Here is a 12336-nt window from a genome sequence, read left to right on the forward strand (position 1 = left end):
GGCTGATCAACCCTCGCCCTGGGTGATCGGCGCCTGGTAACTGTCTACCGAGAAACCGTAGACCGTGGCCGGCTGGATCTCGACCGTGACTGAGCCCGCCATGGGCCCGTCGGCCTTCGCGGTCAGCGTTTCACCCGGCAAGAGGTAGGCACGCGGCAATGTGGCCGGGACGCCCTGCGGCAACAAACGCACGTCTGGCGCCAGGCGTACGACATACGCGCTGTCGTTATGCACCGTGAGCTGCTCACCGGCCCGCCGCCACACCAGCAATTCCCAGGGCGTGTGATGCCAAGGCAGGCCCCGCGGGTGAAGGATCAGCGGCAAATTCTGGCGCAGGGTGATACCGATGGTCGCAGCGCCGGCGGCACGTGCCTGGGGAATCCCCTCGAAGGACACACGCTTGAGCCGCTGGGTCTTCAGCGGTTCCGTCGATGTGCCGATAAAACGCACCAGTTGCGTATCGCCCGCCTCCACCCGTGTGATCGGCGGCGTGACAATCAGTAGCGGGGCCTGGTCCTCGGGCACATTTTCCACGACGGAATGCAGCAGCGCCGGGCCCGCGTCCGTGTTCTTGACATTGAGTGTGGCTTCACCCGCTTCTTCATACAGCACGACCACAGTAGTTTCCGGCTGCATGCCGTCCGCTGCCGCAACATTGGTTAAAAGAATAAATAAACTTGCCACCTGTAACAGCACACTGTTTATTACTGAAGAACCACGCACGCAGTATTCCCCGCAATCCATGAAGTTAACGGTTGATAGCCAAGCGCCCACGTAAAACAGCCGACAAGAAGTAGTTACACTTCTTGAACGGCTGTATTGTCGTCGTTTAGATGTAACTCAATACCAGCGTGGCTCGCCCATCAATGGAGACGTCGCGGCTCAGGTCCAAGTCCTGGGCTTTATTGATGACGGCCTTCACTGCAATGGTCCCTGTCAGTTGGGTGATGGAGGCAGGTGTAATCGTCGCACCGTTGCGCCAGGAGTACTGGCTGGGTGACTGCGCAACCTTACCATCACTGCTCTGCCAAGCTCCGCCACCGGAGCGCATGATCGGATACAGCGTTACGCCGGAAGACCGCAGATCCTTGAGCGTGATCGAGTAGCCGCCGGTTCTGCGGTTTCCTGCCATGCCCAAGCCATAGTTCTGCGCCTCGGTAAAGCCGGCACCCAGGATACCCGTCACCTTGCTACCCGCTTGCAGGTCGGTGAAGGTGAGGCCGAACTTCGCTGGCGTCGTACCGCAGTTGACGACCAGGGAAGTGGTCCTCTCCTCGCGCGGGTTGAATGCTGTCTGGGAGAGCTCACCAGAACGGATCACGCCGTAATCGACAATGCCACTGCCTGCCAGGCTGAGGTTGCAGGCGGCAGGTGTAATTGAGCCCCTGACCACCAACTGAGCGCTGGTGGTTGCCTGGGCGCTAAGCGTTGCTGCCAGGCAAGCGATACCAAGCGTCAATCCAATAATTTTCTTCATAGTCGACCCGTCACTTAAAGTTATCAGGCGTATTTATTTTTATCCTGGAAACATAAATCCATAAATAAATAACACCACGGCGAAATTGCCGGGTGACAGTCTGTCGCTTTGGTACTCCATTAAAGAATAAGACAACACATCAGTTAGCGTAGGACCAGTAAAAGACAAGTTGCGCAAAGAGCCCGTCTCAGTGGTAGGCGCAGAACAATAAAACAAAAAGAACATTGACCAACTACTGTAGGAGAAGTCATAAGAAGTTCTACAACAGTCCCCAGTTAACAACTCCTACATATCCGTCATCCACCTCGACATAAGCCCGTAAAGACAACCTATATTTTCTGCAAAAAAGCTTCACAAGCGGCCTCAGCGAAATTCCCGAAGCACTACGCGTTGGCTCCAGCGGTCGATCGTGGCACGATGGCTAGGTTATCGACCGAGACCCCCAAACCATGCCGCAATCCCAAGCCAAGAATCTGTCCCTGATCGCCGCCATCGACCTGGGCTCCAACAGCTTTCACATGGTCGTGGCCAAGGCCCAGAACGGTGAGATCCGCATCCTTGAGCGGCTCGGCGAGAAAGTACAACTGGCAGCCGGGATCGATGATGAGCGTCAGCTCAACGAAGAATCCATGCAACGCGGCCTCGATTGCCTCAAGCGTTTTGCCCAGTTGATCAACGGTATGCCATTGGGCGCCGTGCGTATCGTCGGCACCAATGCTCTGCGTGAAGCGCGCAACCGTGGCGAATTCATCCGCCGCGCCGAAGACATCCTCGGGCACCCGGTGGAAGTCATCTCCGGCCGTGAGGAAGCACGCCTGATCTACCTCGGTGTATCCCACACCCTGGCCGACACCCCCGGCAAACGCCTGGTCGCCGACATCGGCGGGGGCAGTACCGAATTCATCATCGGCCAACGATTCGAGCCATTGTTGCGCGAAAGCCTGCAGATGGGCTGCGTCAGCTACACCCAGCGCTATTTCAAGGACGGCAAGATCACCCCGGCACGCTACGCCCAGGCCTACACGGCGGCGCGGCTGGAGATCATGAGCATCGAGCACGCCCTGCACCGCCTGACCTGGGACGAAGCCATCGGCTCCTCCGGCACCATCCGCGCCATCGGCCTGGCCCTGAAAGCCGGCGGCCATGGCACCGGCGAGGTGAATGCCGAAGGCCTGGCGTGGCTCAAGCGCAAGCTGTTCAAGCTGGGTGACGCGGAAAAAATCGACTTTGACGGCATCAAGCCCGACCGTCGCACCATCTTTCCGGCGGGCCTGGCGATTCTCGAGGCGATCTTCGACGCCCTCGAACTACAACGCATGGACCACTGCGACGGAGCCCTGCGTGAAGGCGTGCTCTACGACCTGCTGGGCCGCCACCACCACGAAGACGTGCGTGAGCGCACCCTCGGCTCGCTGATGGAGCGCTATCACGTCGACATGGAACAAGCGGTGCGCGTGGAGCGCAAAGCCCTGCACGCCTTCGACCAGGTCGCGGCCGACTGGGACCTGGAAGACGGTGTCTGGCGTGAGCTGCTGGGTTGGGCGGCCAAGGTGCATGAAGTGGGCCTGGACATCGCCCACTACCATTACCACAAGCACGGCGCCTACCTGATCGAGCACTCCGACCTCGCCGGGTTCTCCCGCGAAGACCAACAGATGCTCGCCCTGCTGGTGCGCGGCCACCGCCGCAACATCCCCAAGGACAAGTTTGCCGAGTTCGGCGACGACGGCATCAAGCTGATCCGCCTGTGCGTGCTGCTGCGTTTTGCGATCCTGTTCCATCACATCCGTGGTACCCAGGAAATGCCCCAGGTGACCTTGCGCGCCGACGCCGAGAGCCTGGACGTGGTGTTCCCGAAAGGCTGGCTGGACGAAAACCAGCTGACCCAGGCGGATTTTGCGCAAGAAGCGGAATGGTTGACGCGGGTGGGGTTCACGCTGAACGTGCGCTGAGGCGCTCTAAAGAACACTGCAAAAACAAATGTGGGAGCGGGCTTGCCCGCGATGACGGAGTGTCAGTCAATGCATCTTTGACTGACCTACCGCTATCGCGGGCAAGCCCGCTCCCACATTTGGTTTGTCGCAGGTTTCAGCTCACCGTCAGGATCGGGCTACCCAACCGCTCCAACAACGTCGCCTGCGCACTGCGCGGGTTCTGGTTGCCGGTTGGCGTGTTGCGCACGTAGCGCCCGTCCGATTGCAGGCTCCAGCTGTGGGTGTTGTCGGTCAGGTAGCTTTCCAGCTCCTTCTTGACGCGCATGATCAGCTTCTTGCCTTCCACCGGGAAGCAAGTCTCCACACGTTTGTCGAGGTTGCGCTCCATCCAGTCGGCGCTGGAGAGGAACATCTGCTCTTCGCCGCCATTGAGGAAATAGAACACCCGCGTGTGCTCCAGGAAGCGGCCGATGATCGAGCGCACGTGGATGTTGTGCGATACGCCGACAATCCCCGGACGCAGGCAGCACATGCCGCGCACCACCAGGTCGATGCGTACGCCGGACTGGCTGGCCTTGTACAGCGCGCGGATGATCTTCGGATCGGTCAGCGAGTTGAACTTGGCAATGATGTGCGCCGGCTTGCCGTCGAGGGCGAACTGGGTTTCGCGGGCAATCATGTCGAGCATGCCCTTCTTGAGGGTGAACGGCGCGTGCAGCAGCTTTTTCATGCGCAGCGTCTTGCCCATACCGATCAACTGGCTGAACAACTTGCCGACGTCTTCGCACAGGGCGTCGTCGGAAGTCAGCAGGCTGTAGTCGGTGTAGAGCTTGGCGTTGCCGGCGTGGTAGTTGCCGGTGCCCAAGTGGGCGTAGCGCACAATCTCACCCGCTTCGCGGCGCAGGATCAGCATCATCTTGGCGTGGGTCTTGAAGCCGACCACGCCGTAGATCACCACCGCACCGGCCGCTTGCAGGCGGCTGGCCAGTTGCAGGTTGGACTCTTCGTCGAAGCGCGCCCGCAACTCGATCACCGCGGTGACTTCCTTGCCGTTGCGCGCAGCGTCGACCAGGGCGTCAACGATTTCCGAGTTGGCGCCGGAGCGGTACAGGGTCTGGCGTACGGCCAGAACGTGCGGGTCCTTGGCGGCCTGGCGCAGCAGGTCGACCACCGGGGTGAACGACTCGAACGGGTGCAGCAGCAGGATGTCCTGCTTGCTCACCACGCTGAAAATGTTCTCGCTGTTTTGCAGCAGTTTCGGGATCTGCGGGGTGAACGGCGTGTATTGCAGTTCCGGATGACTGTCCAGGCCGGTAATGCTGAACAGGCGCGTCAGGTTCACCGGGCCGTTGACCTGATACAGCTCGGTCTCGCCCAGGTTGAACTGCTTGAGCAGGTAGTCCGACAGATGTTTCGGGCAGGTGTCGGCCACCTCCAGGCGCACCGCATCGCCGTAGCGCCGCGAGAACAGCTCGCCGCGCAGGGCACGGGCCAAGTCTTCGACGTCTTCGGAGTCCAGCGCCAGGTCGGCGTTGCGGGTCAGGCGGAACTGGTAGCAGCCTTTGACCTTCATGCCCTGGAACAGGTCATCGGCATGGGCATGGATCATCGACGACAGGAATACATAGTTATCGCCAGCGCCCCCCACCTCTTCCGGTACTTTGATGATCCGTGGCAGCAAGCGCGGCGCCGGGATGATCGCCAGGCCGGAATCGCGACCGAAGGCGTCGATACCTTCCAGCTCGACGATGAAGTTGAGGCTCTTGTTCACCAGCAACGGGAACGGGTGCGTAGGGTCGAGACCGATCGGGGTGATGATCGGCGCGATTTCGTCACGGAAGTAACGGCGCACCCAGGTCTTGATCTTGGTGGTCCAGTGGCGGCGACGGATGAAGCGGACCTGATGTTTCTCCAGTTCCGGCAGCAGGATGTCGTTGAGGATCGCGTACTGGCGGTCCACGTGGCCATGCACCAGCTCGCTGATGCGCGCCAGCGCTTGATGAGGTTGCAGGCCGTCGGCGCCGGCTTGTTCACGGGCGAAGGTGATCTGCTTCTTGAGGCCGGCGACGCGGATTTCGAAGAACTCGTCCAGGTTGCTGGAGAAGATCAGCAGGAACTTCAGGCGTTCCAGCAACGGGTAGGACTCATCCAGCGCCTGTTCCAGCACGCGGATGTTGAATTGCAGTTGTGACAGCTCGCGATGGATGTACAGGCTGCTGTCATCCAGGTTGGTCACCACCGCCACAGGCGCCGGGGCCGGTGTTTCGACCACCACGACAGGTGGGGCCGGCTCCAGCTCCGGCGGGGTCTCGGTGACAGGTTCAACCACCGGGTGAGCGTCTTTTACGGCAACTTCTGTGAGTCCTTCGGTATTCATCAAGTGTTCCTGTGAGGGCTATTGTTGCTCTCTAAGCAATTGGGCAGCGCGGGCGGCGAAGTAAGTCAGGATGCCATCAGCGCCGGCACGTTTAAAGGCAGTCAGGGATTCAAGGATCACCCCTTCACTCAACCAACCATTCTGGATCGCGGCCATGTGCATGGCGTATTCACCGCTGACCTGATAGACAAAGGTCGGCACTTTGAATTCCTCTTTGACCCGGTAAAGGATGTCCAGGTACGGCATCCCGGGCTTGACCATCACCATGTCGGCGCCTTCGGCCAGGTCGGCCGCCACTTCGTGCAGGGCTTCGTGGCTGTTGGCCGGGTCCATCTGGTACGAGGCCTTATTGGCCTTGCCCAGGTTCAGTGCCGAACCCACCGCATCGCGGAACGGGCCGTAATAGGCGCTGGCATACTTGGCCGAGTAGGCCATGATCCGCACATTGACGTGACCGGCCAGCTCCAGGGCTTCGCGGATCGCCTGGATGCGGCCGTCCATCATGTCCGACGGTGCAACCACCTGGGCACCGGCTGCGGCATGGGACAAGGCTTGCTTGACCAGCGCATCGACGGTGATGTCGTTCTGAACATAGCCGTCTTCGTCCAGAATGCCATCTTGGCCGTGGGTGGTGAACGGGTCCAGGGCAACGTCGGTGATCACGCCCAGCTCCGGGAAACGCTCGCGCAGGGCGCGGGTGGCGCGCTGGGCGATGCCCTGCGGGTTCCAGGCTTCGGCCGCGTCGAGGGATTTGAGCCCCGCCGGTGTGACCGGGAACAACGCCACCGCCGGAATCCCCAGCTCGACCCAACCCGCCGCCTCGATCAGCAACTGATCGATGGTCAAGCGCTCCACGCCCGGCATCGACGCCACTGCTTCGCGCCGATTCTCGCCGTCGAGCACAAACACCGGCAGGATCAGATCATTCGTCGTCAGCACGTTTTCACGGACCAGACGGCGAGAAAAATCATCACGACGATTGCGACGCAGGCGGGTGGCGGGGAACAGGCGATTGGCAGGGGTAAAGCTCACGACAGACTCCTGAGCCCGCGTTTACGGGCGAGCGTTGCAGTTATAAGCGGGCATTATGACGAATGAATGACAGTTGTGCTTAACGGTGCGACCTGTAGCCGCATTCGTCATTTATGTAGGAATTGTTCACTTCAAGACACATCTCGATACTTTCATGAATGTTCACGAAGGCGTAGGCTGCGCGTTCATTTCGCCAGCACCCCAGACCATGCTTCAACAATTCCTGCATGACTTCGGCTACTTTGCGCTCTTCCTGGGCACCTTCTTTGAAGGTGAGACCATCCTTGTGCTCGCAGGCTTCCTGGCGTTCCGTGGGTACATGGACATCAATCTGGTGGTGGTCGTTGCCTTCTTCGGCAGCTATGCCGGCGACCAGTTGTGGTACTTCCTGGGGCGCAAGCACGGCCGCAAGCTGTTGGCGCGCAAGCCGCGCTGGCAATTGATGGGCGACAAAGCCCTGGAGCATATCCGCAAGCACCCGGACATCTGGGTACTGAGCTTCCGCTTCGTCTACGGCTTGCGCACGGTGATGCCCGTGGCGATCGGCCTTTCCGGTTATCCGCCGGTGCGTTACCTGATCCTCAACGGCATTGGCGCGGCGATCTGGGCGGCAGCGCTGGGCGCAGCGGCGTACCACTTCGGCGCGGTGCTCGAAGGCATGCTCGGCAGCGTCAAGAAGTACGAGCTGTGGGTGCTGGGCGCGCTGCTGGTGCTGGGCTTTGGCCTGTGGCTGCGCCGCCGGATCAAGAACGCGCGCATCGCCCGTCAAGCCTGCGCCGACGCCAAGGCCCGGCTCGCGGCCGAGCCGGCGGCGGTCGAGGCGTCTAAGACACCAGTCGAGTAAGCCGGCTTCTGCAACAGTAGAGGCCGATCACGCTGAGCAGGCTGTAACTCGCCAGGCCCAGCCAGCCCAGGTTGCTGGCCGGCCACAGCCCGACCTGCGGCGCCAGCCACACCAGCGGCACATTCAGCGCCAGCCGCGTCAGCTCGGCCTTCAGCGCCCACGGCCGGTCCTCCAGGGCCACGCCCAGGGTAAACAATCCCAGTGCCATGGCACTCCAGCCCAGAATCAACGCCGCGGTCGGCAGGCCTTCACCGAAATTCATCAGATAGCTGCCAAACCCCACATACGCGGCAAATTGCAGAGCGATGTACACCTGTTGGCGCACATCCAGCGGCACCTCGAATTTGCGGAACTGACTCAAGTCGTGCTTGGCCAACGGGTACCTGGCTTTCACGTCCGCCGGGCGCCAGCCGGTGCGCATGAACCAGATGCGCAATTTGTCCCACCACTTCTCGGTGCGCCGCGCATCACTCCACAGCTGGGCATAAAACTGCAGGTTGGCCCACAGTGGGTTCCAACTGGCCAGGGGCGTGGTCACGCCGAAAATCACCGGTTCGTTGTCGTCTTCTTCCTGGAAGGTGCCGAACAGCCGGTCCCAAATAATGAACACACCGCCGTAGTTGCGATCCATGTAGAGAGCGTTTTGTGCATGGTGCGCCCGATGATTGGACGGTGTGACGAAGAACCATTCGAACCAGCCAAGCTTGGGCACGTGGCGGGTATGCACCCAGAATTGGTACAGCAGGTTGAGCGACGCCACGCTGATAAACACCACCAGCGGCACGCCGACCACCGCCAGCGGCAGGTAGAAGATCCAGCTCAGCAGGAAACCGGTGCTGGTCTGGCGCAGGGCGGTGCTGAGGTTGTAGTCCTCACTCTGATGGTGCACCGAATGCGCGGCCCACAAAATATTGCGCTCGTGGCCCATGCGGTGCAGCCAGTAGTAGCAGAAGTCGTAGAACACGAAAGCGAATACCCAGGTCCAGGGGGTCTGGGCAGGCAATTCAAGCAGCGCCAAGTGTTTGAGGGCAAACGCGTAGGTGAGCAGCCCCACGCCTTTGGTCAGCAAGCCTGTGGTGGTGGACAGCACGCCGGTGCTGAGGCTGTTGATGGCGTCTGCCACCCGGTAATTGCGCGCGCCGCGCCAGCGGTCGGCAAGCAGCTCTACCACGATCAAGGCGATGAAAAACGGTACCGCGTAAGGCACGAAGTCCATGGGCTAGTCCGGTCTATTTTTGTTACATCTAGAGTAGGTGTAGCGCCGCGAGAGCCCATTGGCAACAGGTGACAAATTAGTAGACATTTAACGCCAAGACCCTAGGAGAAATGCCCATGAGCAAAAAAATTGCAGTGATCCTTTCCGGCTGCGGCGTGTACGACGGCGCCGAAATCCACGAAAGCGTGATCACCCTGCTGCGTCTGGACCAGCGCGGCGCTCAGGTCCAATGCTTTGCCCCGGACATTGCGCAACTGCACGTGATCAACCACCTCACCGGCGAAGAAATGCCCGAGTCGCGCAATGTACTGGTGGAGTCGGCACGTATCGCTCGCGGTGACGTGAAGGACATTGGCGAGGCCAACGCCGCCGACTTCGACGCGCTGATCGTGCCCGGAGGGTTTGGGGCGGCGAAAAACCTATCGAACTTTGCCGTGGAAGGCGCCGGTTGCAGCGTCAACCCGCAGGTACTGGCGTTGGCCGAAGCCTTTGCCGAAGCGGGCAAGCCGGTAGGGCTGATCTGCATCTCCCCGGCCCTGGCCGCGAAGATCTACGGCCCCGGCGTGACCTGCACCATCGGCAATTGCGCTGACACGGCAGCGGCCCTGGACAAGATGGGCGCCACCCACCAGGAATGCGCGGTGGACGACATCGTCGAGGACACGGCGCGCAGGCTGGTGAGCACACCGGCCTATATGGTGGGCAAAAGCATCAGCGAGGTGGCGTCGGGCATCAACAAGCTGGTAGACCGGGTGCTCGAGCTGACCCACGAAAACGACTGACCCTGTAGTGAGCGGGCTTGGCCCGCTCACGACGATTCAGGGTTGGCGCATCAGGCGTGTGAGGATGCGGTCCAGGGCATTGGCGAACGCCTGCTTGTCCTTCTCGCCATGGGGTGGTGGCCCGCCGCCCATCTGGCCTTGTTCGCGCAGATCGGTGAACAGGTTGCGCACCGCCAGGCGTTCACTCATGTTCGCCGGGCTGAACTCCTTGCCCCGCGGGTCGAGGGCCGTAACGCCCTTCTTCACCAAACGATCCGCCAGGGGCACGTCGCTGCAGATCACCAAGTCGCCGGGCACCGCGTGCTCCACCAGATAATCATCCGCCGCGTCAGGGCCGCTAGGCACCACGATCAGCTTCACGCAGGCAAAGCTCGGCTTGATCTGGCTTTGTCCGGCCACCAGCACCACCTCGAACTGACGCTTGAGGGCGAACTTGACCACCTGGTCCTTGGCTGCCCGAGGGCAGGCGTCGGCATCGATCCATACGCGCATAAACACTCCTCATATCCACAACACAGTTCAACATGTGGGAGCGGGCTTGTGTGGGAACGGGCTTGATCGAGAAAGCGGTGGGTCAGCAATATATAGGCAAGCTGATACACCGCATTCGCGAGCAAGCCCGCTCCCACACTGACTGTGCCCGCTTAAGCAGTGGCGTGGCGCTTCTCAGCCAACCGACTGCGGCCATACAACACCACAATCGCCAGGATCGCCACCGCCTGCGCACTCAACGAGTACGCATCGGCATGAATCCCTAGCCAGTCAAAGTCAAAAAATGCTACCGGCCGCGTACCGAAGATGCCGGCTTCTTGCAGCGCCTTCACGCCATGCCCGGCAAACACCACCGACAACGCACACAGCAGCGCTGCGTTGATGCCGAAGAACAGTGCCAATGGCAGCTTCGCCGAACCGCGCAGGATCACCCACGCCAGGCCCACCAACAGCACCAGCGCCGTGGCGCCGCCGGCCAGCACCGCGTTGTGCCCGGCCGGACCGGCTTGCAGCCACAGGGTTTCGTAGAACAGGATCACTTCGAACAGCTCGCGGTACACCGAGAAGAACGCCAGCATCGCAAAACCAAAGCGCCCGCCGCCGCCAACCAGGCTGCTCTTGATGTAGTCCTGCCAGGCGGCGGCGTGACGACGGTCGTGCATCCACACGCCGAGCCACAGCACCATCACACTGGCGAACAGCGCCGTGCAGCCTTCAAGCAGTTCGCGCTGGGCGCCGCTGACGTCAATCACATACGCCGCCAGCGCCCAGGTCGCCAGCCCGGCCAACAGCGCCAGGCCCCAGCCGACGTTGACGCTGCGCACCGCCGACTGCTGGCCGGTGTTGCGCAGGAACGCGAGGATTGCCGCCAGCACCAGGATCGCTTCCAGGCCTTCGCGCAGCAGGATCAGCAAGCCGGAGATGTAGCTCAACGACCAACTCAGGCCATCGCTGCCGAGCAAGCCGGCGGATTGCGTGAGCTTGCCCTTGGCCACGTCCAGGCGCTGTTGCACCTGCTCGATCGGCAACCCGTCCTGCAACGACTGCCGATAGGCCATCAGGGCTTTCTCAGTGTCCTTGCGCACGTTGGCGTCGACGTTGTCCAGCGAGCTTTCCACCAGCTCGAAGCCTTCCAGGTAGGCGGCGACGGACAGGTCGTAAGCCTGCTCGTGGTCGCCATTGCGGAACGCGGCGAGACTCTTGTCCAGAGTGCTGGCGGTGTAATCCAGCAACTGCGCCGGGCCACGCTTGACCTGCGGCGGTTGAGCACGCTGGGCGCGGAAGGTCGCGGCAGCGCTTGGGCCGCTGGCAGCCAGCACTTCATTTGGGGTCTGGCGGGCCAGGTCGGCGAGGTTGAACGGTTGTTCGCTCTTCGCGGCAGCCGGGTCGGCGGTGAAACCGGCGATGTAGGTGGCCAGGTCCCAGCGCTGACGGTCGTCCAATTGATCGGCGAAAGACGGCATGTCCGTGCCTTCGACGCCCAGGCCGAGGGTGTTGTAGATCGCGTAGAGGCTCAGGCGATCCAGGCGCGTGGTGTCCGTCAGATTGGCAGGCGGCGGCATCATGCCCATGCCCGCCGGGCCATCACCGGCCCCGGCAGCACCGTGGCACACCGAGCAATGCTGGGCGTAGAGCGGCGCGCCACGCGTCGGGTCAGGGGTGATCGCCGGAGCCTGGCTGACTTCATACGCCACCGCCAGTTGGGCACCCAATTGCCGGGCCTGGCGAGCCACGGTCGCGCCCTCGGCGTGAGCGGTCACGGCCGCCAGCAACTCATCGACGCCCTTTACCAAGTCGGCCCGCTCGGGCTTCGCCGGCAACTGCGCCACCAACCCCTGCAATACTCCGAGGAACTCCACCTGCTCACGGTATTCGGATTCATCGATGACCTTGCCCGCTTCCACGGTGGGAGGGTAGTCGGCGCCAATGTAGTCCAGCAAATGCAGGGCCTGTGGGGCGCCTTCGGCAGTCGCGGCCAGCAGGTTGAAGCTGCACGACATCAGCGCCGGTAGCATCAGCCAGGCGAGAAAACGGAAGGGGGCAGTCATGAATGAATCTCAAAGGGAAATACGAAGTAACACATTGTTGAGGTTTAACGGCTTTGACTCAAGGCGTTAGTGAATGGGCGTTTGCAAAACCCTTGAACCGATGATGGCACTTACCGCCGTAAACCGAGCAAAAA

Annotated in this window: 10 protein-coding genes; 3 read left to right on the forward strand and 7 right to left on the reverse strand. The window is 61.4% G+C overall.

From position 1 onward, the window contains the following. Positions 1-6: 6 nt before the first annotated feature. Entirely contained in the window at positions 7-744 is a 738-nt protein-coding gene (locus PSH81_RS26165; RefSeq protein ID WP_192298240.1) for a fimbria/pilus chaperone family protein, read from the reverse strand. Between the two features lie 85 nt (positions 745-829). Continuing rightward, positions 830-1477 carry a DUF1120 domain-containing protein gene (locus PSH81_RS26170; protein WP_226454632.1) on the reverse strand — a complete coding sequence of 216 codons (648 nt, stop codon included), beginning with the start codon at positions 1475-1477 and terminating at the stop codon, positions 830-832. A 449-nt stretch (positions 1478-1926) separates the two neighbouring features. On the opposite strand from PSH81_RS26170, the gene ppx reads away from it, so the two are divergent. Beyond that, positions 1927-3429 (forward strand): exopolyphosphatase, encoded by a 1503-nt coding sequence (ppx, locus tag PSH81_RS26175; RefSeq protein ID WP_305391720.1) that lies wholly within the window; start codon positions 1927-1929, stop codon positions 3427-3429. 136 nt (positions 3430-3565) lie between these two features. Here the strand turns inward: ppx and ppk1 are convergent, their stop codons facing one another. Both ppk1 and hemB read right to left on the reverse strand, forming a co-directional pair. After that, positions 3566-5788, reverse strand: a complete 2223-nt coding sequence (gene ppk1, locus PSH81_RS26180; protein WP_305391721.1) for a polyphosphate kinase 1 — start codon at positions 5786-5788, stop codon at positions 3566-3568. A gap of 18 nt (positions 5789-5806) precedes the next feature. After that, positions 5807-6820, reverse strand: a complete 1014-nt coding sequence (hemB, locus tag PSH81_RS26185) for a porphobilinogen synthase (RefSeq protein ID WP_192297947.1) — start codon at positions 6818-6820, stop codon at positions 5807-5809. A 208-nt stretch (positions 6821-7028) separates the two neighbouring features. On the opposite strand from hemB, the gene PSH81_RS26190 reads away from it, so the two are divergent. Then, positions 7029-7664 carry a DedA family protein gene (locus PSH81_RS26190; protein ID WP_226454826.1) on the forward strand — a complete coding sequence of 212 codons (636 nt, stop codon included), beginning with the start codon at positions 7029-7031 and terminating at the stop codon, positions 7662-7664. Here the strand turns inward: PSH81_RS26190 and PSH81_RS26195 are convergent. Continuing rightward, positions 7645-8880: a sterol desaturase family protein gene (locus tag PSH81_RS26195; RefSeq protein WP_305391722.1), complete on the reverse strand. Its 1236-nt coding sequence runs from the start codon at positions 8878-8880 to the stop codon at positions 7645-7647. The genes PSH81_RS26190 and PSH81_RS26195 overlap by 20 nt on opposite strands. Before the next feature lie 116 nt (positions 8881-8996). Here PSH81_RS26195 and elbB point away from each other — a divergent pair, with 116 nt between their 5' ends. Next, positions 8997-9662: an isoprenoid biosynthesis glyoxalase ElbB gene (gene elbB, locus PSH81_RS26200; protein ID WP_226454636.1), complete on the forward strand. Its 666-nt coding sequence runs from the start codon at positions 8997-8999 to the stop codon at positions 9660-9662. Positions 9663-9698: 36 nt separating this feature from the next. Here elbB and PSH81_RS26205 read toward each other — a convergent pair whose 3' ends face one another. Beyond that, complete coding sequence (locus PSH81_RS26205) at positions 9699-10154, reverse strand: YaiI/YqxD family protein (RefSeq protein ID WP_305391723.1); 456 nt, start codon at positions 10152-10154, stop codon at positions 9699-9701. A 152-nt stretch (positions 10155-10306) separates the two neighbouring features. Further along, positions 10307-12202 (reverse strand): cytochrome c/FTR1 family iron permease, encoded by a 1896-nt coding sequence (locus tag PSH81_RS26210; protein WP_305391724.1) that lies wholly within the window; start codon positions 12200-12202, stop codon positions 10307-10309. Positions 12203-12336 lie beyond the last annotated feature (134 nt).

This window comes from Pseudomonas sp. FP2335 (assembly GCF_030687535.1).
Classification (GTDB): domain Bacteria; phylum Pseudomonadota; class Gammaproteobacteria; order Pseudomonadales; family Pseudomonadaceae; genus Aquipseudomonas.

Excerpts from the sequence above, each read along its gene's own strand:
- PSH81_RS26170 (WP_226454632.1), bottom strand. The coding sequence starts at position 1,477 with ATGAAGAAAATTATTGGATTGACGCTTGGTATCGCTTGCCTGGCAGCA.
- PSH81_RS26190 (WP_226454826.1), top strand. The coding sequence starts at position 7,029 with ATGCTTCAACAATTCCTGCATGACTTCGGCTACTTTGCGCTCTTCCTG.
- ppk1 (WP_305391721.1), bottom strand. The coding sequence starts at position 5,788 with ATGAATACCGAAGGACTCACAGAAGTTGCCGTAAAAGACGCTCACCCG.
- ppx (WP_305391720.1), top strand. The coding sequence starts at position 1,927 with ATGCCGCAATCCCAAGCCAAGAATCTGTCCCTGATCGCCGCCATCGAC.
- PSH81_RS26210 (WP_305391724.1), bottom strand. The coding sequence starts at position 12,202 with ATGACTGCCCCCTTCCGTTTTCTCGCCTGGCTGATGCTACCGGCGCTG.
- elbB (WP_226454636.1), top strand. The coding sequence starts at position 8,997 with ATGAGCAAAAAAATTGCAGTGATCCTTTCCGGCTGCGGCGTGTACGAC.
- PSH81_RS26165 (WP_192298240.1), bottom strand. The coding sequence starts at position 744 with ATGGATTGCGGGGAATACTGCGTGCGTGGTTCTTCAGTAATAAACAGT.
- PSH81_RS26205 (WP_305391723.1), bottom strand. The coding sequence starts at position 10,154 with ATGCGCGTATGGATCGATGCCGACGCCTGCCCTCGGGCAGCCAAGGAC.
- PSH81_RS26195 (WP_305391722.1), bottom strand. The coding sequence starts at position 8,880 with ATGGACTTCGTGCCTTACGCGGTACCGTTTTTCATCGCCTTGATCGTG.